This is a genomic window from Agrobacterium tumefaciens (genome assembly GCF_005221325.1).
Classification (GTDB): Bacteria; Pseudomonadota; Alphaproteobacteria; order Rhizobiales; family Rhizobiaceae; genus Agrobacterium.
Map to the genome: position 1 here is coordinate 21,933 of NZ_CP039888.1, position 21,824 is coordinate 43,756.

21 protein-coding genes are annotated in these 21,824 nt (G+C 59.4%); 19 read left to right on the forward strand and 2 right to left on the reverse strand.

The window, feature by feature from the left end; translation table 11 throughout:
* The first annotated feature begins 67 nt into the window (after nucleotides 1-67).
* The 18 genes from CFBP5499_RS00110 to trmB all read left to right on the forward strand — a co-directional run bounded on the left by CFBP5499_RS00110 (nucleotide 68) and on the right by trmB (nucleotide 18,975).
* Nucleotides 68-2,896 (forward strand): [protein-PII] uridylyltransferase, encoded by a 2,829-nt coding sequence (locus CFBP5499_RS00110; protein ID WP_080826731.1) that lies wholly within the window; start codon nucleotides 68-70, stop codon nucleotides 2,894-2,896.
* Nucleotides 2,897-2,903: 7 nt separating this feature from the next.
* Nucleotides 2,904-4,493, forward strand: coding sequence for a murein biosynthesis integral membrane protein MurJ (gene murJ, locus CFBP5499_RS00115; protein WP_080826730.1), 1,590 nt, complete (start codon nucleotides 2,904-2,906; stop codon nucleotides 4,491-4,493).
* Entirely contained in the window at nucleotides 4,493-4,897 is a 405-nt protein-coding gene (locus CFBP5499_RS00120; RefSeq protein ID WP_080826729.1) for a VOC family protein, read from the forward strand. The genes murJ and CFBP5499_RS00120 overlap by 1 nt, the downstream gene beginning before the upstream one ends.
* A gap of 103 nt (nucleotides 4,898-5,000) precedes the next feature.
* Nucleotides 5,001-6,065, forward strand: coding sequence for a tryptophan--tRNA ligase (gene trpS / locus CFBP5499_RS00125; RefSeq protein ID WP_080810945.1), 1,065 nt, complete (start codon nucleotides 5,001-5,003; stop codon nucleotides 6,063-6,065).
* Between the two features lie 115 nt (nucleotides 6,066-6,180).
* Nucleotides 6,181-6,672, forward strand: a complete 492-nt coding sequence (locus CFBP5499_RS00130; protein ID WP_080826728.1) for a universal stress protein — start codon at nucleotides 6,181-6,183, stop codon at nucleotides 6,670-6,672.
* Between the two features lie 243 nt (nucleotides 6,673-6,915).
* Nucleotides 6,916-7,479: a NifU family protein gene (locus CFBP5499_RS00135; protein ID WP_077984420.1), complete on the forward strand. Its 564-nt coding sequence runs from the start codon at nucleotides 6,916-6,918 to the stop codon at nucleotides 7,477-7,479.
* A 16-nt stretch (nucleotides 7,480-7,495) separates the two neighbouring features.
* Entirely contained in the window at nucleotides 7,496-8,164 is a 669-nt protein-coding gene (gene tsaB, locus CFBP5499_RS00140; protein WP_080826727.1) for a tRNA (adenosine(37)-N6)-threonylcarbamoyltransferase complex dimerization subunit type 1 TsaB, read from the forward strand.
* Between the two features lie 68 nt (nucleotides 8,165-8,232).
* Nucleotides 8,233-8,727, forward strand: a complete 495-nt coding sequence (locus CFBP5499_RS00145) for a GNAT family N-acetyltransferase (protein WP_080826726.1) — start codon at nucleotides 8,233-8,235, stop codon at nucleotides 8,725-8,727.
* Nucleotides 8,728-8,796: 69 nt separating this feature from the next.
* Complete coding sequence (locus CFBP5499_RS00150) at nucleotides 8,797-9,225, forward strand: Fur family transcriptional regulator (RefSeq protein ID WP_080826725.1); 429 nt, start codon at nucleotides 8,797-8,799, stop codon at nucleotides 9,223-9,225.
* A gap of 30 nt (nucleotides 9,226-9,255) precedes the next feature.
* Nucleotides 9,256-10,050 carry a lysophospholipid acyltransferase family protein gene (locus tag CFBP5499_RS00155; RefSeq protein WP_080826724.1) on the forward strand — a complete coding sequence of 265 codons (795 nt, stop codon included), beginning with the start codon at nucleotides 9,256-9,258 and terminating at the stop codon, nucleotides 10,048-10,050.
* A gap of 149 nt (nucleotides 10,051-10,199) precedes the next feature.
* Entirely contained in the window at nucleotides 10,200-11,603 is a 1,404-nt protein-coding gene (gene miaB, locus CFBP5499_RS00160) for a tRNA (N6-isopentenyl adenosine(37)-C2)-methylthiotransferase MiaB (protein ID WP_175416563.1), read from the forward strand.
* A 40-nt stretch (nucleotides 11,604-11,643) separates the two neighbouring features.
* Nucleotides 11,644-12,699: a PhoH family protein gene (locus tag CFBP5499_RS00165; RefSeq protein WP_080826722.1), complete on the forward strand. Its 1,056-nt coding sequence runs from the start codon at nucleotides 11,644-11,646 to the stop codon at nucleotides 12,697-12,699.
* 10 nt (nucleotides 12,700-12,709) lie between these two features.
* Nucleotides 12,710-13,216 carry an rRNA maturation RNase YbeY gene (ybeY, locus tag CFBP5499_RS00170; RefSeq protein WP_080826720.1) on the forward strand — a complete coding sequence of 169 codons (507 nt, stop codon included), beginning with the start codon at nucleotides 12,710-12,712 and terminating at the stop codon, nucleotides 13,214-13,216.
* 15 nt (nucleotides 13,217-13,231) lie between these two features.
* Nucleotides 13,232-14,371, forward strand: coding sequence for a hemolysin family protein (locus CFBP5499_RS00175; RefSeq protein WP_080826718.1), 1,140 nt, complete (start codon nucleotides 13,232-13,234; stop codon nucleotides 14,369-14,371).
* 203 nt (nucleotides 14,372-14,574) lie between these two features.
* Nucleotides 14,575-16,164 carry an apolipoprotein N-acyltransferase gene (lnt, locus tag CFBP5499_RS00180; RefSeq protein ID WP_080826716.1) on the forward strand — a complete coding sequence of 530 codons (1,590 nt, stop codon included), beginning with the start codon at nucleotides 14,575-14,577 and terminating at the stop codon, nucleotides 16,162-16,164.
* Nucleotides 16,165-16,297: 133 nt separating this feature from the next.
* Nucleotides 16,298-16,717 (forward strand): helix-turn-helix domain-containing protein, encoded by a 420-nt coding sequence (locus CFBP5499_RS00185; RefSeq protein ID WP_003503735.1) that lies wholly within the window; start codon nucleotides 16,298-16,300, stop codon nucleotides 16,715-16,717.
* Between the two features lie 186 nt (nucleotides 16,718-16,903).
* Entirely contained in the window at nucleotides 16,904-18,166 is a 1,263-nt protein-coding gene (gene metK, locus CFBP5499_RS00190; protein WP_080826714.1) for a methionine adenosyltransferase, read from the forward strand.
* Between the two features lie 110 nt (nucleotides 18,167-18,276).
* Nucleotides 18,277-18,975 carry a tRNA (guanosine(46)-N7)-methyltransferase TrmB gene (gene trmB / locus CFBP5499_RS00195; RefSeq protein ID WP_080826711.1) on the forward strand — a complete coding sequence of 233 codons (699 nt, stop codon included), beginning with the start codon at nucleotides 18,277-18,279 and terminating at the stop codon, nucleotides 18,973-18,975.
* Between the two features lie 12 nt (nucleotides 18,976-18,987).
* Here trmB and CFBP5499_RS00200 read toward each other — a convergent pair whose 3' ends face one another.
* Together CFBP5499_RS00200 and CFBP5499_RS00205 are read right to left on the reverse strand one after the other, a co-directional pair.
* Nucleotides 18,988-19,887, reverse strand: a complete 900-nt coding sequence (locus CFBP5499_RS00200) for a ribokinase (RefSeq protein ID WP_080826710.1) — start codon at nucleotides 19,885-19,887, stop codon at nucleotides 18,988-18,990.
* A gap of 54 nt (nucleotides 19,888-19,941) precedes the next feature.
* Nucleotides 19,942-21,135 (reverse strand): DNA recombination protein RmuC, encoded by a 1,194-nt coding sequence (locus tag CFBP5499_RS00205; RefSeq protein WP_175416564.1) that lies wholly within the window; start codon nucleotides 21,133-21,135, stop codon nucleotides 19,942-19,944.
* A gap of 149 nt (nucleotides 21,136-21,284) precedes the next feature.
* On the opposite strand from CFBP5499_RS00205, the gene def reads away from it, so the two are divergent.
* Nucleotides 21,285-21,797, forward strand: coding sequence for a peptide deformylase (gene def, locus CFBP5499_RS00210; RefSeq protein WP_080826706.1), 513 nt, complete (start codon nucleotides 21,285-21,287; stop codon nucleotides 21,795-21,797).
* Nucleotides 21,798-21,824 lie beyond the last annotated feature (27 nt).

A 21,824-nucleotide genomic window follows, 5' to 3' on the forward strand; every position in this document is an offset into this window, starting at 1 on the left:
AAACTCGCTATAGGACACTCCCATCGCAAGCGGTGGGGTCTCCCACAGGACATGGATACCGGCATAGATGGCCATCAAGGACCTGGATTTTTCCGACATTCTCGATGTATCGGCGCTGAAGCGCGACTGTGACATCATCTTCAAGGAAGACGGCAAGCGCATCGCCGATATCAAGTCCGATCTACTGCCGATCTTCCGCAAGGCCAGCACGGAAGGCCGGGAAAAGGCAAGAGAACTGCTGAAAGCTGATGGCAGCGGGATTGATTGCGCCAGACGCATCTCCTGGCTTCAGGACCGGTTGATCGAAACACTCTATGATCTCGCCTGCCAATATGTCTATCCGAAAGATGCGCCGCAGATCGCTGTCGCTGCGGTCGGCGGTTATGGTCGCGGCACGCTGGCGCCTGGATCGGATATCGACCTCCTGTTCCTGCTGCCTGCCAAGAACACGCCTGACATGCACAAGGCCGTGGAGTTCGTGCTTTATCTCCTCTGGGATCTCGGCTTCAAGGTTGGCCACGCCACCCGCACGGTGGATGAGTGCATTCGCCTCTCCAAATCCGATATGACCATCCGCACCGCCATTCTGGAAGTGCGGGCCATTTGCGGCAAGAAATCCCTGACCGACGATCTCGAAAAACGCTTCGAGTCGGAAGTCGTCACCGGAACCGGCCCGGAATTCATTGCCGCCAAGCTTGCCGAGCGCGACCAGCGCCACCGCAAGGCGGGCGATACGCGCTATCTGGTGGAGCCGAACGTCAAGGAAGGCAAGGGCGGCCTGCGCGACCTGCACACGCTGTTCTGGATTGCCAAATATTATTACCACGTCCGCGACACGGCCGATCTCGTCAAGCTTGGCGTCCTGTCGCGGCGCGAACTCAGGCTGTTCGAAAAGGCTGACGATTTTCTCTGGGCCGTCCGTTGCCAGATGCATTTCATCACCAACAAGGCAGAAGAGCGCCTGTCCTTCGACATTCAGCGCGAGATCGCCGATGCGCTGGGTTACCAGCCGCGTCCGGGGCTTTCCGCCGTCGAACGTTTCATGAAGCATTATTTCCTCGTGGCGAAGGATGTGGGCGACCTGACCCGCATCGTTTGCGCCGCACTGGAAGACCGGCAGGCGAAGGATGTGCCGGGCCTTTCCGGCGTTCTCAGCCGCTTTGCCTACCGTGTCCGCAAAATCCCGGGTTCGGTGGAATTCGTCGAGGACCGGGGGCGCATCGCGCTGGCCAAGCCTGACGTCTTCAAGAACGATCCGGTCAATCTGATCCGGCTCTTTCACATCGCCGATATCAACAATCTCGAACTGCATCCGGACGCGCTGCGTGTCGTCACCCGGTCACTGTCGCTCATCAATGAGGGGCTTCGCGAAAACGACGAAGCAAACCGGCTGTTCCTGTCGATCCTCACTTCGCGGCGCGATCCGGCGCTGACGCTGAGGCGCATGAACGAGGCCGGGGTGCTCGGCAAGTTCATTCCCGAATTCGGCAAGATCGTCGCGATGATGCAGTTCAACATGTATCATCACTATACCGTCGACGAGCATCTTATCCGCTCCGTCGGCGTGCTGTCGGAGGTGGACAAGGGAACGGCGGTGGATGCCCATCCGCTTGCCAACCAGCTGATGCCCAGCGTTGAGGAGCGCGAGGCGCTTTATGTCGCCGTTCTGTTGCATGATGTGGCGAAGGGCCGGCAGGAGGATCATTCTATTGCCGGTGCCCGTGTTGCCCGCAAGCTCTGCCAGCGTTTCCGCCTCACCGGCAAGCAGACCGAAACGGTCGTCTGGCTGATCGAGCAGCATCTGCTAATGTCCATGGTCGCCCAGACGCGCGACCTGCATGACCGCAAGACCATCACCGATTTCGCCGACAAGGTGCAATCCATGGAGCGGCTGAAGATGCTGCTCATCCTGACGGTTTGCGATATCCGTGCGGTTGGCCCCGGCGTGTGGAACGGCTGGAAGGGGCAGTTGCTGCGTTCGCTTTATTACGAGACGGAACTGCTTCTGTCGGGCGGTTTCTCGGAAGTCTCGCGCAAGGAGCGCGCGCAGATCGCCCGGCAGGCGCTTTACGATGCCCTTGATGACTGGGGCCAGAAGGCGCGGCGCAAATATACCAAGCTGCATTACGAGCCCTATCTGCTGACGGTGGCGCTGGAAGACCAGGTGCGTCATACCCGCTTCATCCGCGAGGCGGACAAGCAGGAAAAGGCGCTGTCGACCATGGTGCGCACCCATTCCTTCCACGCCATCACCGAAATCACGGTGCTGGCGCCGGACCATCCGCGCCTGTTGTCCATCATCACCGGCGCCTGTGCGGCGGCTGGCGCCAACATCGCCGATGCGCAGATTTTCACCACCTCCGACGGGCGGGCGCTGGATACCATCCTCATCAACCGCGAATTTCCGATCGATGAAGATGAGATGCGACGCGGCAACAATGTCGGCAAGCTCATCGAGGAAGTTCTTTCCGGCAAGCAGCGCCTGCCGGAAATGATTGCCACCCGCACCAAGAGCCGAAAGAAGAAAAGCGCCTTTACCATCCCGCCTTTCGTCACCATCTCGAATGGTCTGTCGAACAAGTTCACCGTCATTGAAGTCGAGTGCCTCGATCGGCCTGGGCTTCTGGCGGATATGACGGCTGTCATCGCCGACCTGTCGCTCGATATTCACTCCGCCCGCATCACCACCTTCGGCGAGAAGGTCATCGACACCTTCTACGTGACGGATCTGTTCGGCCAGAAGGTGACGAACGACAACCGGCAGGCCAGTATTGCGCAGCGCCTGAAGGCCGTGATGAGCGAGCAGGAAGACGAATTGCGTGACCGCATGCCGAATGGCATCATCGCCCACCCAGACGTGGCGGCGCTGCCGACCGCGCGCACGGCAAAGGCTTGATATCCCCATGAGTCTCATCGGCAAGTTCGCCACCGTCGGCACCGCCACGCTCGGCAGCCGCATCTTCGGCTTTCTGCGCGAGACCCTGATGGCCGCCGCCGTCGGCACCGGCCCGGTGGCCGATGCTTTCAACGCCGCGTTCCGATTTCCCAACACCTTCCGGCGGCTTTTTGCCGAAGGCGCCTTCAATTCGGCTTTCGTGCCGCTTTTCGCCAAGGAGATCGAGGCGAATGGCATGGAGGGCGCAAGGCGCTTTTCCGAAGAGGTCTTCGGCGTTCTGTTCACCGTGCTTCTGGCCCTGACAATCCTGATGGAATTGTCGATGCCGTTCATCGTGCGGACCGTGATTGCACCGGGCTTCCTGGAAGACCCGGTGAAGTTCGATAACACTGTCCGCCTCGCCACCATCATGTTTCCCTATCTTGCCTGCATGTCGCTGGCGGCGATGATGGGCGGCATGTTGAACTCGCTGCACCGTTATTTCGCCGCCGCGATCGCACCTGTCTTCCTCAACATCATCCTCATCGGCGTGCTCGCGCTTGCTTGGTGGAAAAATTACGATCCCCTGCAGGTGGGTTATGCGCTCTCGTGGGGTGTGATGGCGGCGGGTCTGGTGCAGCTCGCCATCGTCTGGATCGCCGTGCGCAACGCCGGCATGCGGATCGGTTTACGCCGGCCGCGGCTGACGAAAAACGTGCAGCGGCTTCTGGTTCTGGCCCTTCCGGCGGCAATCACCGGCGGCATCACCCAGATCAACCTTCTCATCAATACCAATATCGCGTCTGCCGGCGAGGGCGTGATCTCTTCGCTTGCCTATGCCGACCGGATTTACCAGCTGCCGCTCGGTGTCGTTGGCATTGCGGTGGCCACCGTGCTTTTGCCGGAACTGGCGAGGGCTTTGCGCGGCGGGCATATGGTGGAGGCGGGAAGCCTGCAGAATCGTTCGGTCGAATTCGTGCTGTTCCTGACATTGCCTGCGGCGGCCGCCCTACTTGTCATGGCGGAGCCCATCGTTCGTTTTCTTTATGAGCGCGGCAACTTCTCGCCTTCGGCCACCATCACCGTCGCGCAAATCCTCGGTATCTACGGTCTTGGTCTGCCGGCTTTCGTGCTGATAAAGGCCTTCATTCCCGGCTTTTTCGCCCGCGAAGACACCCGCACGCCGATGATTTTTGCGGCGATTTCCGTGGTGGTGAATGTCTCCCTGGCGCTGACGCTGTTTCCGCGCCTCGGCGGCCCGGGCATCGCCATTGCCGAGATCACTGCCGGCTGGGTCAATGCCGCCTTGCTGTTCGGCATGCTTTTGTGGCGCGGTCACTGGCATATTGATATTCCACTGCTGACCCGCATCCCGCGTCTGCTTCTGGCCGCGGCCCTGATGGCCGTTTTTGTGCATTATGCGCTGACCTGGCTGAGTTTCGAGCTGTCGTCGGCCTCGTCCATTTTCGTTCGGGCCGGCACCATCATGGGCCTCGTCTTCGCGGCCATGCTGGTTTATTTCGTGCTGGCTTTCGTTTCGGGCGGTGCCGATATCGGCATGGTCAAAAGAGCCATCCGCAAGCGCGGTAAAAAGACCGCCGAGACGGAGGCGGGCTGATGTCCTTTTCTGAAAACCGCCGCATCGCGCTGGTCACGCTTGTCGTGGATGACTATGATCGGGCAAAGGCGTTTTATTGCGATGTTCTCGGCTTCGAGTGCCTTTCCGATCAGCCGCTTGACGACGGCAAAAGGTGGCTTGTGGTTAAGCCGCAAGGCACCGAGGGTGGTGCCCTGCTGCTTGCCGAGGCGGATGGCGAACAGCAACGGCTTGCCATCGGCAACCAGACCGGCGGACGTGTCGGGTTTTTCCTGCATACCGACGATTTTGCCCGCGACTATGAAACCATGATTGCGCGCGGCGTGCACTTTCTGGAAGAGCCGCGCCATGAGGTTTATGGTTCCGTCGCGGTCTTCGCCGACCCTTACGGAAATCGCTGGGACCTTCTTCAGCCGCGCGGTTGACAGCCCCTGAAACCGCTTGATTGCGAGGGGCTGCGGGTGCATAAGCGCGCGTGCAATTTCAAATACGGGGCGGGGCCCTCCACAAGCCTTTTCGAGGACGACAATGAACGCATTCAAGCCGCTGGTTTTCTCGGGCGTCCAGCCGACCGGCAATCTGCATCTCGGCAATTATCTCGGCGCGATCCGCAAATTCGTGGCGCTGCAGGAAGATAACGACTGCATCTATTGCGTCGTCGATATGCACGCCATCACCGCCCAGCTCGTTCACTCGGATCTGAAGGCGCAGACCCGCTCGATTGCGGCCGCCTTCATCGCAGCCGGCATTGATCCCGTGAAGCATATCGTCTTCAATCAGTCGGCCGTGCCGCAACATGCGGAACTGGCGTGGGTGTTCAACTGCGTCGCGCGCATCGGCTGGATGGAGCGCATGACGCAGTTCAAGGACAAGTCCGGCAAGAATGCCGAACAGGTCTCGCTCGGCCTGCTCGCCTATCCGAGCCTGATGGCCGCCGACATTCTCGTCTACCGCGCCACGCATGTGCCCGTCGGCGATGACCAGAAGCAGCATCTGGAACTCGCCCGCGATATCGCGCAGAAATTCAACATCGATTTCGGCGGCCATATCCGCAACGCCGGTCTGGGCGTTGATATCACGGTTGGCGATGAGCCGGTGCATGCCTATTTCCCGATGGTGGAACCGCTGATCGGCGGCCCGGCGCCGCGTGTCATGTCGCTGAAGGACGGCACCAAGAAAATGTCGAAATCCGATCCTTCCGATCTCTCGCGCATCAACCTCATGGATGATGTCGACGCGATCTCGAAGAAGATCAAGAAGGCGAAGACCGATCCGGACGCGCTGCCGAGCGAAGTGGAAGGTCTGAAGGGACGCCCGGAGGCGGAAAACCTCGTCGGCATCTATGCTGCCCTCTCCGATAAGACCAAGGCGGATGTGCTCGCGGAATTCGGCGGCCAGCAATTCTCCACCTTCAAGCCGGCCCTCGTCGAGCTTGCCGTCAACGTGCTGGCACCGGTTAATAACGAGATGCGCCGTCTTCTCGATGATCCGACCCATATCGACGCCATCCTCAGCCAAGGCGGCGAGCGGGCACGCACTATCGCTGAAAAGACGATGAACGAAGTGCGCGATATCATCGGTTTCCTGCGCTGACAGGCCGTTGCCACGCGGATGCGGCGGGCGGTTTGCGCCTGCCGTGATTTGATATAATCTCCGCCCGAACCGTCGGGCGGTTTTTCGGATCACGGCGGACATAAGGGAGTGCGGAATGGTTTCAAAACGGCTGTCGCGTCTGGAAGGGCATCGTCGCAAGTTTCTCGCTGTTATCGATGACACACCGGAATGCGAAAGGGCCGTGCATTATGCCGGTCGTCGCGCCAAGAACTCCAATGGCGGGCTGGTGCTGCTTTACATGATCCCGGAAGGCGATTTCCAGCAATGGCTGGGTGTCGAGCAGATCATGCGGGCCGAGGCGCGCGAGGAAGCGGAAGCCACGCTCGCCAAGATCGCCCAGAAGGTACGCGAAACAATCGGCATCGAGCCGGAAGCAGTCATTCGAGAAGGCAGCGCCACCGAGCAGATTCATGGGTTGATCGAGGAAGACCGCGATATCGCTATTCTCGTGCTGGCTGCCGGATCAACGAAAGAAGGGCCGGGACCGCTGGTTTCCTCCATCGCCGGACGCGGTGCGGCCTTCCCGATCCCGGTCACCGTCTTGCCGGATACACTGACGGATGAGGAAATCGACGCGCTCTGCTGATCCGGTTTCGGACAGGATTTAGAGCATGTATCCCAAAAGTGTCATCGGTTTTGGGAAAAAGACATGCGTAGAGAAAGGAATTAAATCGTTCAGGCTTTTTGAAGGAAAGCCAGAACGATTTAGAGACTGACGATTTCTTGAATGTAATTATCATGTCAGGGCTTGAAGTGTGGCTTCGCCGGGCGTATTTTTGGAAGAATTCTAAATTACGGGGCGTGAACCGCGACCTCGAAGGAGACGACGATGTTCATTCAGACGGAAGCCACGCCCAACCCCGCCACGCTGAAGTTCCTGCCGGGCAAGGTGGTGCTGGAAAGCGGCACAGCGGAGTTTCTTAATGCGTCGCAGGCGCAGGCTTCGCCCCTGGCGGAACGCCTCTTCACGATTCCGGGCGTTACCGGCGTTTATTTCGGTTTTGATTTCATCACCGTCACCAAGGATGATGCGGAATGGCAGCACCTTAAGCCTGCCATCCTCGGCTCGATCATGGAACACTTCATGTCCGGCCGGCCGATCATGGGTACGGCGATTGCCGCCGAAGTATCGGACGAGGAAGGCGAGTTCTTCGAAGAGGGTGACGAAACCATCGTCGCCACCATCAAGGAACTGCTGGATACCCGCGTCCGCCCGGCTGTTGCGCAGGATGGCGGAGACATCACCTTCCGCGGTTTCCGCGATGGCACGGTATTCCTGAACATGAAGGGCGCCTGCTCGGGTTGCCCGTCCTCCACGGCCACGCTGAAACACGGCGTTCAGAACCTGCTTCGCCATTTCGTGCCGGAAGTGCGCGAAGTCGAAGCGGTATGATGCTGCACCCCAGGCCATGATTGTTCTCGCACTCGACACGTCAGGTGTGGATTGTTCCGCCTGCATCTATGACAGCGCCTCTGACAGGGTGCTCGGAGAGGTCTGTGAAACGATCGGCAAGGGCCATGCCGAAAGGCTGATGGCCGTGATCGACGGTGCCCTGCAGCAGGCGCAGTTGCCGCTTCAGAAGATCGAGCGCATTGCGGTGACCGTCGGTCCGGGGTCCTTCACGGGCATTCGGGTCGGCGTTGCTGCTGCGCGCGGGTTTGCCCTGTCAATCGGCGTTGAGGCCGTCGGCGTTACCACGCTCGAGACGCTTGCCGTGCATCATCTGCTCGAAAATCCCGACCGGCCTGTGGCCGTCGGGCTCGATGCCAAACGCGGCGAAACCTATCTCCAGACATTCGGCGCGGATGGATCACCGCTCAACGAGGCGGCGCTTCTGTCTCTGGATGACGCCAAGGCTGTTCTTTCCGATTTCGATGGTGCCGTCATCGGCTCCGCCGCGCCGCTCTTTGCCGGAGAGGAAACCGGGTCCGGTCCGGACCATTTCCCGATTGCCTCCGTTGCGCGCGCCGGATCGCGCAAGCCGGCAGGCCAACGGAAACCCGCGCCGCTTTATCTGCGCGGACCGGATGCCCGGCCACAGACCGGTTTTGCGCTGGCACGCCAGGACGTTGCCTGATACGGCAGGCGTGAGTGCCTGATACTGATTCCCGTGATGCCCGATATTTGCGATGCCAGATACCTGCGATGTTTGACGATTACCTGAGCTGGAAACCCTATTTCGAGATCGTGCCGATGCAACATGAGGATTGCGCCGCGGTGGCAGACTTGCATGCCGTGCGCTTCCCACGTCCGTGGAATGACGGGGAGTTCTCAGGCCTGCTCACTCAAGGGTCGGTTTTCGGCGCCGTCGCCCGCCAGACCAACGCATTTTTCAGCAAGCCGCTCGGCGGTTTCGTGCTGGCGCGGGAAGTGGCCGGTGAAGCGGAAATCCTCACCGTCGCCGTTGCCGATAAATTCTCGCACGCCGGTCTCGGTTGGCGTCTTATGCAATCGGCCATTCGCGAGGCGATGATGCGCGGCGCCGAAACCATGTTCCTCGAGGTGGACAATAGTAACACCTCTGCACTCGGGCTTTACAGGAAGCTCGGCTTCAAGACGGTTGCAGAGCGCAAGGCCTATTACACAGCCAAGGATGGAACAAAGTCGACGGCGCTTGTCATGCGCCGCGATCTTCGCTAGTTCCCTGCGACAGGCATTTTTTCGGCGGACGCCGCAAAATCAACCGGAATACTCAAAAGGCCAGAAGACGTGATAGACCTTTCGAAAACGCTGGAGGAGCTTTGTGCCGAACGCGGCATGCGGATGACGGACCAGCGCCGTGTCATCGCCCGCGTCCTTCAGGAATCAGCCGATCATCCCGATGTCGAGGAACTCTATCGTCGCTCCTCCGCCGTGGATCCGCGCATCTCGATTTCCACCGTCTACAGAACGGTGAAGCTGTTCGAGGATGCCGGCATCATCGAGCGGCACGATTTTCGCGATGGCCGCTCGCGGTATGAAACCGTGCCCGAGGAACACCATGATCACCTGATCGATTTGAAGAACGGCGTGGTTATCGAATTCCATTCGGCCGAGATCGAGGCGCTTCAGGAAAAGATCGCCCGCGAGCACGGCTTCAAGCTCGTGGACCATCGACTGGAACTTTATGGCGTGCCGTTGAAACCCGACGAGCGCTGAGACGCTGGTGAACAAGCGGGCGTTCCCCTCATGATGTGGCTCCGGACAGCCTATATCGCGATCGTTCTTCTGATCGTGACGCTCATATTGCTGCCGCTGCAACTTTTGGGTCTCGCCTTCGACTGGCGGCTGCGCCGACGAATTCCTCGCATCTGGCATCGCATTGCCTGCCACGTTCTCGGCATCCGCGTGCATGTGCACGGAGATGTGGAGCAGGCAAAACCGCTGATGCTGGCGGTCAACCACGCCTCATGGAAGGATATCCTCGTTCTCGGCAGCATTGCCGACGTGGTGTTCATCGCCAAGACCGAGGTGCGTGACTGGCCGGTCTTCGGCTGGCTCGCCCGCCTGCAGAAAAGCATCTTCGTCCAGCGGGAGCAGAAGCGCAGCACGGGCCAGCAGGTGGGTGAGATCGCCAGCCGCATGGCCGACGGCGAGATCGTCGTGCTGTTTCCCGAAGGCACCACCTCGGACGGCAACCGCATGCTGGCCGTCAAATCCTCTCTGTTCGGTGCCGCCTCCACGGCCGCCGAGCAGGTTCCGGGTAAGCTGGTCTACGTGCAGCCGGTGGCTATCGCCTATACACGGGTGCAGGGCATGGCCATGGGCCGTTATCACCGGATCATTGCTGCCTGGCCGGGCAGCATCACGCTCGTGCCACATCTGCTCGGCGTCATCAAAGCCGGCGCCATCGATGTGGACGTCACGTTTGGCGAAAGCGTTCCGTTTCACAGCGCTGACAACCGCAAACGTCTTGCGACCGATATCGCCGCTGCCATCCGCTCGATGCTGGCCTTCAGTCTCCGTGGAGGCTGGCGGAAATAGAGCATCGGTCCGAAAAGTGTGCGCGGTTTTCGGGAAATCCGATGCGTAAGCTAAAATCAAGAGCAACGGAATGACTCCGTTGCTCTGACATCCTCGCTTTTCCGGCATTTTTCTGTTTAATCTGACGGTGAAAAACACTAGATAGCCGCATGACCCAGGAAACACTTGGCCTCGAAGCCCTACCCATGAACGCCCGCGAGGGCGCAAACAGCCGCAAGGTTTTTATCAAGACCTATGGCTGTCAGATGAACGTTTATGATTCCGTCCGCATGAGCGATGCGCTGGCGAAGGATGGTTACGTTCAGACGGAGGATATGGGCGAAGCGGATCTGGTTCTCCTGAACACCTGTCACATCCGCGAAAAGGCGGCGGAAAAGGTTTATTCCGCGCTTGGCCGCCTGCGTGACATGAAAAAGTCGCGCGAAGAGCAGGGCCGTGAATTCATGATCGGCGTTGCCGGTTGTGTGGCGCAGGCGGAAGGCGAGGAAATCCTGCGCCGTGCGCCCGCCGTCGATGTCGTCATCGGCCCGCAGACCTATCATCGCCTGCCTGATGCCCTGAAGCGGGTGCGCGGCGGTGAGCGCGTCATCGAGACCGAATATGCGGTCGAGGACAAGTTCGAGCACCTGCCGGTCGCGGAGAAAGCGACGCTGCGGACACGCGGTGTCACGGCGTTTTTGACGGTGCAGGAAGGCTGCGACAAGTTCTGCACCTTCTGTGTCGTACCCTATACACGCGGTTCTGAAGTGTCGCGTCCAGTTCGCCAGATCGTTGATGAAGCGATGAAACTGGTGGATGCCGGCGTGCGCGAAATCACGCTGCTTGGCCAGAACGTCAATGCCTGGCAGGGCGAAGGACCGACGGGCGAAAAATGGGGTCTGGCCGAACTGCTCTACAGGCTGGCCGAAATTCCGGGCCTTGCACGGTTGCGCTACACCACCAGCCATCCGCGCGACATGGATGAGCGCCTGATCGGCGCGCATCGCGATCTGCGTATCCTCATGCCCTATCTGCACCTGCCGGTGCAGTCCGGTTCGGATCGCATTCTGAAAGCGATGAACCGCCGCCATACGGGCGAGGAGTATATCCAGCTCATTGAAAAAATCCGGAGCGCCCGCCCTGATATTGCCATGTCGGGGGACTTTATTGTCGGTTTCCCCGGTGAGACGGATCGCGATTTCGAAGATACGATGGCGATGGTCGAGACGGTGAAATACGCACAGGCCTTTTCGTTCAAATATTCCACCCGCCCCGGCACCCCGGGCGCCGACCTGACAGATCAGGTGGAGGAAGACGTGAAGGCCGAGCGGCTCGAGAGATTGCAGGCCCTGTTGCTGCGGCAACAGAAGGAATTTGCGGAATCGCTGGTCGGAAAGACCATGGATGTGTTGCTGGAAAAGCCCGGCCGCATGCCTGAGCAGTTGATAGGTCGCTCTCCGTGGCTGCAATCCGTGAATCTTGATGCAAAGACGTTGAAAATCGGTGACATTGTTAATGTACGAATCACCGCAACGGGTCCAAACAGCTTGTTTGCCGAGGTGGCAGGGAGTTAGAGTGGGGAGCCGACACTGATTGGGACAGGAGCCTGACCGCTTGAACGCACACGAATTGGTATCAAATTCATCGCGCCAGCCACGCCAAGCCGCGACCGACGCCAATCACTTCGTCCTCACGTTCGAGAATAACAGGATAGCGGGAGAGCTATTCGGTCAGTTCGATCAGAACCTGAAGCTTTTGGAGCAGCGCCTCAATATCGACGCCCGCCCCCGCGGCAACTCCGTCGCCATTACCGGCGATGTGGTTTCCACCAACCAGGCCCGCCGTGCGCTGGATTTCCTCTACGAGCGTCTGCTCAAGGGCGGAACTGCCGAGGTCTCCGACGTGGAAGGCGCGATTCGAATGGCCATGGCCGCTGACGACCAGCTCACCTTGCCGACGATGGAGCGCAAGGCGAAGATTTCCATGGCGCAGATTTCCACCCGCAAGAAGACCATCGCTGCCCGCACGCCGACGCAGGATGTATACATGCGGGCGCTGGAGCAGTCCGAACTGGTTTTCGGCGTCGGCCCCGCCGGCACCGGCAAGACCTATCTGGCCGTTGCCCATGCCGCACAGCTTCTGGAGCGCGGCGCGGTTGACCGTATCATCCTCTCACGCCCCGCCGTTGAAGCGGGCGAGCGTCTGGGCTTCCTGCCCGGCGACATGAAGGAAAAGGTCGATCCTTACCTCCGCCCGCTCTACGACGCGCTGTATGACATGATGCCGGGCGACAAGGTGGAGCGCGCGATTCAAGCGGGCGTCATCGAAATCGCGCCGCTTGCCTTCATGCGCGGCCGAACCCTTGCCAACGCCGCCGTCATTCTGGACGAAGCCCAGAACACCACGACCATGCAGATGAAAATGTTCCTCACCCGTCTTGGTGAGAACGGCCGCATGATCGTGACCGGTGACCCAAGCCAGGTGGATTTGCCGCGTGGCGTGAAATCCGGCCTTGTCGAAGCCCTGCAAATCCTCGGAGATGTCGAAGGCGTATCCGTCGTGCGCTTCAAGGATGTCGATGTCGTCCGCCATCCGATGGTGGCGCGCATCGTCCGGGCTTACGAATCCCACACGGCCGTGCCGGATGAAAGCCTCGTGAAGGGCAACTGACGTAAAGACAATGACAACTCTGGATATTCAAATCAGCGTCGAGGCCGAAGGCTGGTCCTCGGAAGAGGACTTGGCTGTCTTTGCCACCAAGGTGCTGAATGCGGCGGTCGATTTTCTGAAGCGGGAAGAGGAACAACCCTTTCCGAAAATGCCGGTGGAGCTGTCGCTGGTCTTCACTGATGACGAAAATATCCGGGAAATCAATGCCGAATGGCGCGACAAGGACAAGGCGACCAATGTCTTGTCTTTCCCCGCTTTTCCGCTGGAACCGGGCGGAATGCCCGGCCCGATGCTGGGCGATATCGTCATTGCCCGCGAGACGGTTGAACGCGAGGCCCTTGAACTTGAGAAGAGTTTCGAGGATCATCTGACCCATCTTCTCGTTCATGGGTTCCTGCATTTGTTTGGTTATGACCACATGAACGAGGAAGAAGCGGAAGAAATGGAGTCGCTTGAGACTCGCATTTTGGCGGTGCTTGGCCTATCTGATCCTTACGCGGGTCAGGAACCGCTTTAAATATTGTCTGGAACCATGAACGAACATTCTGCACGACCTGCCAATGAGGGCAGAGAAAACGGCGAGCAGTCCTCTTCGGAGGAGGGCAGTAGTCACTTACGGAACGACACCAATGCAAAGCCGAGATCGACGATCTGGTCGCGCATAGGGCGGTTGCTGAAACCGTCACAGGGCGAGCGTCTTCGTGAGGATCTGACCGACGCGCTGATGGCCGACACCGAAATCGGTGCCGCCTTTTCGCCTGAAGAACGGGCGATGCTGAACAATATCCTCCGTTTCCGCGAGATCAGGGTCGAAGATATCATGATCCCGCGGGTCGATATCGATGGTCTCGATGAGAACATGACGATTGGCGACGCGCTGATCCTCTTCGAGGAGACCGGACGCTCCCGCATGCCGGTTTATGACGAGACGCTGGATAATCCGAAGGGCATGATCCACATCCGCGATCTGCTGGCCTATGTCGCCAAGCAGGCCCGTAACAAACGCCGGGCGGGATCGCGCAGCGTCGCATATGGCGAGGCGAAGCAGCCGCGTTCACCACGTCCGAATTTCGATCTGGCGCGGGTCGATCTCGAGCAGACGGTCGCCGATGCCGGTCTCGTACGCAAAATTCTTTTCGCACCACCCTCGATGCTTGCCTCCGATCTCTTGAAGACCATGCAGGCGCAGAGAACTCAGCTGGCCCTCGTGATCGACGAATATGGCGGCACGGACGGTCTCGTCAGCCACGAGGATATCGTCGAGATGGTCGTGGGCGATATCGATGACGAGCACGACAAGGACGAGGCGATGTTTTCGCGTCTCTCCGCCGATGTGCTTGTTGCGGACGCCCGTGCAGAGCTTACCGAACTTGCCGAGGTGATCGGGCCGGAATTCGACGTGCGCGAACATCTGGAAGAAATCGATACGCTCGGCGGCCTCATCTTTTTCGCGCTCGGCCGCATTCCGGCCAAGGGCGAGGTGGTTCGCGCCGTACCCGGTTTCGAGTTCCAGATTCTCGATGCGGACAGCCGGCGCATCAAGGGCGTCCGTATCGTCCGTGATCATGGCTCGGAAGGACAGGATGACCGGGCTCCGGATGAAGCCAACGGGGTTATCGCGCTACCCGCGCCGGACGTTCGCTTGATCACGCACCAGCACAACGCCGACTAGAGAAGGTGACGGGAGCCCCGTCATCTTTATCTCTCAAGACAGAGATTCCGCAGGTTGAAGCAACCAAAAGGCCGCAGAAGGCTGCGGCCGCTATCCCCCTGTGGACTGCGAATCTTTTTTCCTTTACGTCGGTCTGAGGGGAAATTCCGTGGCGCGGCCTTGCCGGGAGCGAGCTTTTCCAGACGCGCATAAACGGAGATCGCATGGAGCGTCTTGCAGGCAGGGTAATGCTGGCCGGCGGCATGAGCCGAGCAGCGATGGCGATTGCTGCGGGCGCGGTCGGGGCGCTCGCTTTGCCTCCATTCGGCTTTTTCGCAGCGCTTTTTTTCTCTTTCACCCTGCTTGTCTGGCTCGTGGATGGCTGCACCGGCAAGCCGGGCGGCGGTCTCTTCAGCCGCATCCTGCCGGCTTTCGGCATCGGCTGGTGTTTCGGGCTTGGTTATTTCGTGGCCGGCCTGTGGTGGCTGGGCAATGCTCTCCTGCTGGAAGCCGATGAATTCGCTTGGGCGCTGCCGCTCGCCATCCTCGGTCTGCCGGCATTGCTGGCGCTGTTTTATGGTTTTGCCGTCGCCGCCGCCAATCTCCTTTGGTCGGATGGCCTTGGCCGTATTGCGGCGCTTGCCGCGGCCTTCGGCTTTTCGGAATGGCTGCGCAGTTTCCTTGCAACCGGCTTTCCCTGGAACGCCATCGGCTACGGCATCATGCCCATCCCGGTCATGATGCAGTCTGCGCACCTGCTCGGTCTTTTCAGCATCACGGCGCTGGCGGTTTTCATTTTCGCTTCACCGGCGTTGATCGGTACGAAAAAAGGCGTGGGACCGGGACTGGCGCTGGCTGGCCTGCTGCTGGCCGCTCACTTCGGTTATGGCTTTTACCGCCTGCAGACACCGGCAGAAACGCCGGCGGACGCCCTGACTGTCCGCATCGTGCAGCCGTCCATCGATCAATCCCGCAAGATGCTGAATGCCGATCGGGCGGAGATTTTCGCAGAGCATCTGCGTTTGTCGGCCCTGCCGCCGGGCGAAGGGAAAAAACGCCCCGACATCATTGTCTGGCCGGAAACCTCCGTGCCGTTCATCCTGACGCAAAACCCGGATGCGCTCGCGGAAATCGCCAGAACGCTCGAGGATGGCCAGGTGCTGTTCACCGGCGCCGTCAGGATGGAAGATCAGGGAGCCGGCCGACCGCCGCGTTATTACAATTCGGTCTATGCGATCGACAGCCAGGGCGAGATCATCGGTGCGACCGACAAGGTGCACCTGACGCCCTTTGGCGAATATGTTCCCTTTGAAGGCATCCTGCGGGAATTCGGCATCGACAATGTCATCGCCTTGCCGGGCGGCTTTTCCGCCGCCTCGTCGCGCACGCCGCTCACGCTTCCTTCGGGCAAGACCCTCTATCCGCTGATCTGTTACGAGATCATTTTCCCGGGTGAGATGACGCCGGGCCTTCAGGGGTCGGCGGCGATCCTGAATGTGACGAATGACGGCTGGTTTGGTGACACGCCCGGTCCCTACCAGCATTTTCTGCAGGCAAGGGTGCGCGCCGTCGAGACGGGCGTGCCGGTGATTCGCGGCGCCAATACCGGAATTTCCGCCGTCATAGACCCCTATGGCCGCATTATTGCCGGGCTGGACTATGGTCGGGTGGGAATTGTTGACGCCACTTTGAGTGGTGGGTCTAATGACGCATTTACTTACGACATACATCGGACGTATTTCTGGTTGATTTTTTCAATCTTGATGATCGTTGCGGTATTTTCCGCCTTGAGTTTCGCTCGGCGCCAGAATTGACCGGGAACCCCTGTAATTGCATAGTGAATACGTCAGTCGTAAAACAAGTTTAGACGCTGTCGAATTGCCGACTCATTTCTTCGAATAGTAGCGAAGCGAGATATCAACCCTTTCCGAGTGTCAGGACCGCATGATGACCGAGAATAAGAAAAAGCCTAACCCCATCGACATTCATGTCGGAAGCCGAATTCGCCTTCGTAGAACCATGCTCGGAATGAGCCAGGAGAAGCTGGGGGAAAGTCTCGGAATTACCTTTCAGCAAATCCAGAAATATGAAAAAGGCACGAACCGCGTTGGCGCCAGCCGCCTCCAGAATATTTCCGGGATCCTCAATGTGCCCGTTTCCTTTTTCTTCGAGGATGCGCCTGGTGATCAGGTCGGCGGTACGACCGGCATGGCTGAAGCCTCGAGCTCCAATTATGTGGTCGATTTTCTGTCCTCGGCTGAAGGTTTGCAGCTGAACCGGGCTTTCGTGAAGATCGCCGACCCGAAGGTTCGCCGTCGTCTGGTCGATCTCGTCAAGGCGCTCGCCGCCGAAGGCGACGCCGAGTAAGCGGCCTGCGCAGCACAAAATTTCCGGCACGGGATGCCGGGCACTCAACGGTCCGCAAGGACCGTTTTTTTGTGTCCGATTAGAAAGGAATTCTCACATAAAGATATATTTATGTGGTTGTGTCCTTGTTTTTCGCGGCCGAAATGACTAACAAACTCCAAGACCATTCTTTGAGGGGAATCCCGCATGCGTGCCAATTACCTGTTCACCAGCGAGTCCGTGGCCGAGGGTCATCCGGACAAGGTTTGTGATCGTATTTCCGATGAAATCGTGGATCTTATCTACCGTGAAGCGGCCAAGACCGGCGTTGACCCCTGGACCGTGCGCATCGCATGCGAAACGCTTGCGACGACCAACCGCGTCGTTATCGCCGGTGAGGTTCGGGTTCCCGACACGCTTCTGAAAAAGGACAAGGACGGCAAGGTCGTCAAGGACGCCGCCGGCCACCCCGTCATCAACCCGTCCAAGTTCAAGTCCGCCGCGCGCAAGGCGATCCGCGACATTGGCTACGAGCAGGATGGTTTCCACTGGAAGACCGCCAAGATCGACGTTCTGCTGCATCCGCAGTCGGCGGATATCGCGCAGGGCGTGGATAGCGCCTCCGACAAGCAGGGCGACGAGGGTGCCGGCGACCAGGGCATCATGTTCGGTTACGCCTGCAAGGAAACGCCGGACCTGATGCCGGCACCGATCTATTATTCCCACCGCATTCTGCAGCTGCTTGCCACCGCCCGTAAGAGTGGCGAGGGCGAGGCGGCAAAGCTCGGCCCCGATGCCAAGAGCCAGGTGACGGTTCGTTACGTCGATGGCAAGGCTTCGGAAGCCGTGTCCATCGTCCTGTCCACGCAGCACCTCGATGCAAGCTGGGACTCGAAGAAGGTTCGTGCTGTTGTCGAACCCTATATCCGCGAAGCTCTGGGTGACCTCAAGATCGCTGACGATTGCCAGTGGTATATCAACCCGACGGGCAAGTTCGTTATCGGCGGTCCTGATGGCGATGCCGGCCTGACCGGCCGCAAGATCATCGTCGATACCTATGGCGGTGCCGCCCCCCATGGCGGTGGCGCATTCTCCGGCAAGGACACGACCAAGGTCGACCGTTCCGCCGCTTATGCCGCCCGCTATCTCGCCAAGAACGTTGTGGCTGCCGGCCTTGCCGAGCGCTGCACGATCCAGATCGCCTACGCGATCGGCGTCGCCCAGCCGCTGTCGATCTATGTTGATCTGCACGGCACGGGCAAGGTCAGCGAAGATCAGGTCGAAGGCGCGATCCGCAAGGTCATGGACCTGTCGCCGTCGGGCATCCGCCGTCACCTCGATCTTAACAAGCCCATCTACGCCAAGACGTCTTCCTACGGCCACTTCGGCCGCAAGGCCGGCCGTGACGGCTCTTTCTCCTGGGAGAAGCTCGATCTGGTGAAGCCGCTCAAGGAAGCTTTGAGCGCCTAACACTTGTTATTTGGCGGCGATTGAGAGATACCGTCACCAAGTTTTGTAACCCGCACAGTGCCTCACGGGATGCTGTGCGGGTTAAGTCTATTTGGTCTTGAGAGTATGAGATGACGGAAGAACGGCGTTCGCGCGCGACGGAAGCGTTTTTTGGCAGACGCAAGGGCAAGCCTTTGCGCCATCAGCAGGTCGATACGATCGAAAATCTGCTGCCTTTGCTGAAAATCGATCTGGAAAGCGTGCCCCCGCAAAATCTCGTCGCTCTCTTTCCGGCGGATGTGCGATCGATCCGTCTGGAGATCGGTTTCGGCGGCGGTGAGCATCTCGCCCACCGCGCGGCCGAAAACCCCGAGACGGGTTTCATCGGCGTCGAGCCATTCGTTAATTCCATGGCCAAGCTGCTCGCCACGGTCCGCGAACGCGAGTTGATGAATATCCGCCTTTACGACGATGATGCCACGCAGTTGCTCGACTGGTTGCCCGAGGGATCGATCGATCATATCGACCTGCTTTATCCCGATCCGTGGCCGAAGAAGAAGCACTGGAAGCGGCGTTTCGTGTCGGACGTCAATCTCGCCCGTTTCCATCGCGTGTTGAAACCCGGCGGCAAGTTCTGCTTTGCGTCGGATATCGATACTTACGTCAACTGGACGCTGCAGCATTGCGCCCGGCATGGCGGTTTTGAATGGACGGCGACCAGCGCTGACGACTGGCGCACGCCCTATGCCAACTGGCCGGGCACGCGTTACGAGAACAAGGCGAAAAGAGAAGGCCGCAGCTCGGCCTATCTCACCTTCATCCGTCGCTGAGCGTTTGATCCCTCAGAGGGTAGCATCCACTTCCGCCGCCAGCGGAATGGAAGGCTGCGCGCCAGCGCGCGTGCAGGCAAGTGAGCCTGCAACGGCGGCGCGCTTCAGCGCCTTTTCGAAATCCATTCCCTGATCAAGGCTGGCGGCGAGATATCCGCAGAAAGTATCGCCCGCACCAACCGTATCGACGGGCTCGATCTTGAGGCCGGAAGCCCTGAAAACCTTGCCATTGCGAATGGCGATCACGCCATCGGCACCAAGGGTCACGATCAAAGTCTGGCCGGTCCTGTCGTGAAGCTCCTTGAGTTCGCTCTCTCGTTCGGTACTGGAGAGGCCGTTCTTGCCGATCAGCAGTTCGAACTCTGTTTCATTGGCAATGACGATATCGGCAAGGCCGGCAAGGCGCGGACCATCTGCGGTCAGCGGTGCGGTATTGATGACGGTGGTGATACGCTTTGCCTTTGCAGTCGTCAGCGCCGCTTCGATGGCGAGCGCAGGTATCTCGAACTGCAGCATCAGAATATCGCCCGCAGCCATCTCGGATATGGTCTTTGCAGCATCGGATGCGGAGACTTCGCCATTGGCGGCGGGAATGACCGAGATCATGTTCTCCCCGCCTTCGCCGATCAGGATCACGGCCGTTCCCGTCGGGCCGGGTGCGGTTTTGACCAATGACAGATCGGTGCCGGCGTCGCGCAGCAAGGTCAGCGCCGGTGCGGCAAATGTATCATCGCCCACAGCACCCGCCATCTTGACCGTGGCGCCTGCACGCCGTGCGGCCAGCGCCTGGTTGGCTCCCTTGCCGCCGGCGGCGGTGGAGAATGTCTCACCGGTCACGGTTTCACCGGGCTTGGGCAGGCGTTTGGCGGTGGCGACGAGGTCCATGTTGATGGAGCCGAAAACAGTAATCATGGGGCGCTGGGTCCGTATGAAATTGGAGCAAGGCGGCGACTTTGCCCGAGACGATCACTCGTCGTCAACTACCCGCAATTTGGCCGCGCCGGCTCGGTTTTCGGCAAAGCGGCGGGCCTGCTCGATTTCTCCATGCGAAGCCTCTTTTTCGGTCGGCGAAAAATCGAGGCCCTCGATCTTCTGGCCGCGCGCCAGCACCTTGTCGGAGGAGATCAGCATCATGTCGACGTCTTTCTGCGCCAGCCCGAAATGGGCCTGCAGCTTGCGCGTCCTGTCGTCCAGTCGTCGCACATCGTCCATGAGAAGGGCCACTTCGCCCTGGATGAGATGCGCCTGCTCACGCATGCGCTGATCCTTGAGCACGGACTGGATGACCTGAACCGACAGCATCAGAAGCGAGGGTGAGACGATGACGACGCGGGCGCGGTGGGCGCGCTGCACCAGATATTCGAAATGCTGGTGAATGTCGGCGAATATCGATTCGGATGGCACGAAGATGAAGGCCGTATCCTGCGTCTCCCCGCGAATGAGATATTTCTCGGCTACGTCGCGAATATGCACTTCCATATCGCGGCGGAACTGCTGCACGGCGGCGCGTTTGGTTTCCGGCGTCTCATCCGCCTTGATCGCGTTCCACGCCTCCAGCGGAAACTTGGCGTCAATGACCAGCGCCGGGGCATTGTTTGGCATCTTGATGGTGCAGTCGGGCCGGTAGCCGTTGGAAAGTGTGGGTTGAAGCTGGAAGGCCCCGGCGGGAAGCGCATCGGCGATCAGCGTCTCCATGCGCGCCTGCCCGAAGGCGCCGCGTGTCTGTTTGTTGGAAAGGATTGCCTGCAGCCCGACCACGTCCTTGGCCAGATCCTGAATATTGCCCTGTGCGGCATCGATCACCGCCAGGCGCTCCTGCAGGCGGCTCAGATTTTCATGGGTCGATCGGGTCTGCTCCGTCAGCGTTTCGCCAAGGCGCTGCGACATGCCGTCAAGGCGCTGGTTCAGCGTCTGGCTCATTTCCGTCTGGCGTGTGCCAAGCGTTTCAGCCATAGCCGCGATCCGCCCGTGCAATTCGGACTGTGTTTTCAGAAGATCGGAGATTTCACCATCGGCTCCGGCTTTTTTTACGCGGTTTGCCGTGACCAGCCATGTGATGACCAGACCGAAAACCAGGGCCGCAAGCAGCGCGCCGAAGCTGATATCAACGGAGCCGGCCCGCAGCGCGGGATTAAGGAGGACGGAGAAATCTATGCTCATGGCTAAATCTAGCAGATTTCCAGTGATTCGGAAGATCAAAACAAGAACATTCCTGTGGCAGAAATGAGTCGGGCAGGGCGGATGCGGGAGGCAGTTTTCCCCTTCGTATTTTTTATTTCCTCGACGCGAGAGATACGTTATGGGAAGCCATGACCATCAAACCACTTATCATTTTGCCCGATCCCGTGCTGCGCCAGCAATCCAAGCCCATCGAACAGGTGGATGCCGAGGTGCTGCGCCTTGCCGACGACATGCTGGAAACCATGTATGATGCGCCGGGTATCGGCCTCGCCGCCATTCAGATCGGCGTGCCACGCCGCATGCTGGTGATCGATGTTGCACGCGAAGGCGAAGAAAAGACCCCGGTCGTCTTCATCAATCCGGAAATCCTCAAAGTGTCGGACGATATTTCGACCTATGAGGAAGGCTGCCTCTCCATTCCCGATTATTATGCCGAGGTGGAGCGTCCCGCGTCACTCACGGTGCGTTATGTCGGCCGTGACGGCAAGCAGCAGACGGTCGAGGCGGATGGTCTGCTCGCGACCTGCTTGCAGCATGAGATCGACCACCTCAACGGCGTTCTGTTCATCGACCATATTTCGCGGCTAAAGCGCGACATGGTCATCAAAAAATTCACGAAAGCGGCCCGCGCAAAGATCTGATCCGTCCTTTTTTAGGCCGGAACGGAC

Bases quoted from the DNA above. Each gene is read 5' to 3' on its own strand.
- CFBP5499_RS00110 (WP_080826731.1), top strand. From the start codon at position 68: ATGGCCATCAAGGACCTGGATTTTTCCGACATTCTCGATGTATCGGCG.
- murJ (WP_080826730.1), top strand. From the start codon at position 2,904: ATGAGTCTCATCGGCAAGTTCGCCACCGTCGGCACCGCCACGCTCGGC.
- CFBP5499_RS00120 (WP_080826729.1), top strand. From the start codon at position 4,493: ATGTCCTTTTCTGAAAACCGCCGCATCGCGCTGGTCACGCTTGTCGTG.
- trpS (WP_080810945.1), top strand. From the start codon at position 5,001: ATGAACGCATTCAAGCCGCTGGTTTTCTCGGGCGTCCAGCCGACCGGC.
- CFBP5499_RS00130 (WP_080826728.1), top strand. From the start codon at position 6,181: ATGGTTTCAAAACGGCTGTCGCGTCTGGAAGGGCATCGTCGCAAGTTT.
- CFBP5499_RS00135 (WP_077984420.1), top strand. From the start codon at position 6,916: ATGTTCATTCAGACGGAAGCCACGCCCAACCCCGCCACGCTGAAGTTC.
- tsaB (WP_080826727.1), top strand. From the start codon at position 7,496: ATGATTGTTCTCGCACTCGACACGTCAGGTGTGGATTGTTCCGCCTGC.
- CFBP5499_RS00145 (WP_080826726.1), top strand. From the start codon at position 8,233: ATGTTTGACGATTACCTGAGCTGGAAACCCTATTTCGAGATCGTGCCG.
- CFBP5499_RS00155 (WP_080826724.1), top strand. From the start codon at position 9,256: ATGATGTGGCTCCGGACAGCCTATATCGCGATCGTTCTTCTGATCGTG.
- miaB (WP_175416563.1), top strand. From the start codon at position 10,200: ATGACCCAGGAAACACTTGGCCTCGAAGCCCTACCCATGAACGCCCGC.
- ybeY (WP_080826720.1), top strand. From the start codon at position 12,710: ATGACAACTCTGGATATTCAAATCAGCGTCGAGGCCGAAGGCTGGTCC.
- CFBP5499_RS00175 (WP_080826718.1), top strand. From the start codon at position 13,232: ATGAACGAACATTCTGCACGACCTGCCAATGAGGGCAGAGAAAACGGC.
- lnt (WP_080826716.1), top strand. From the start codon at position 14,575: ATGGAGCGTCTTGCAGGCAGGGTAATGCTGGCCGGCGGCATGAGCCGA.
- CFBP5499_RS00185 (WP_003503735.1), top strand. From the start codon at position 16,298: ATGACCGAGAATAAGAAAAAGCCTAACCCCATCGACATTCATGTCGGA.
- metK (WP_080826714.1), top strand. From the start codon at position 16,904: ATGCGTGCCAATTACCTGTTCACCAGCGAGTCCGTGGCCGAGGGTCAT.
- trmB (WP_080826711.1), top strand. From the start codon at position 18,277: ATGACGGAAGAACGGCGTTCGCGCGCGACGGAAGCGTTTTTTGGCAGA.
- CFBP5499_RS00200 (WP_080826710.1), bottom strand. From the start codon at position 19,887: ATGATTACTGTTTTCGGCTCCATCAACATGGACCTCGTCGCCACCGCC.
- CFBP5499_RS00205 (WP_175416564.1), bottom strand. From the start codon at position 21,135: ATGAGCATAGATTTCTCCGTCCTCCTTAATCCCGCGCTGCGGGCCGGC.
- def (WP_080826706.1), top strand. From the start codon at position 21,285: ATGACCATCAAACCACTTATCATTTTGCCCGATCCCGTGCTGCGCCAG.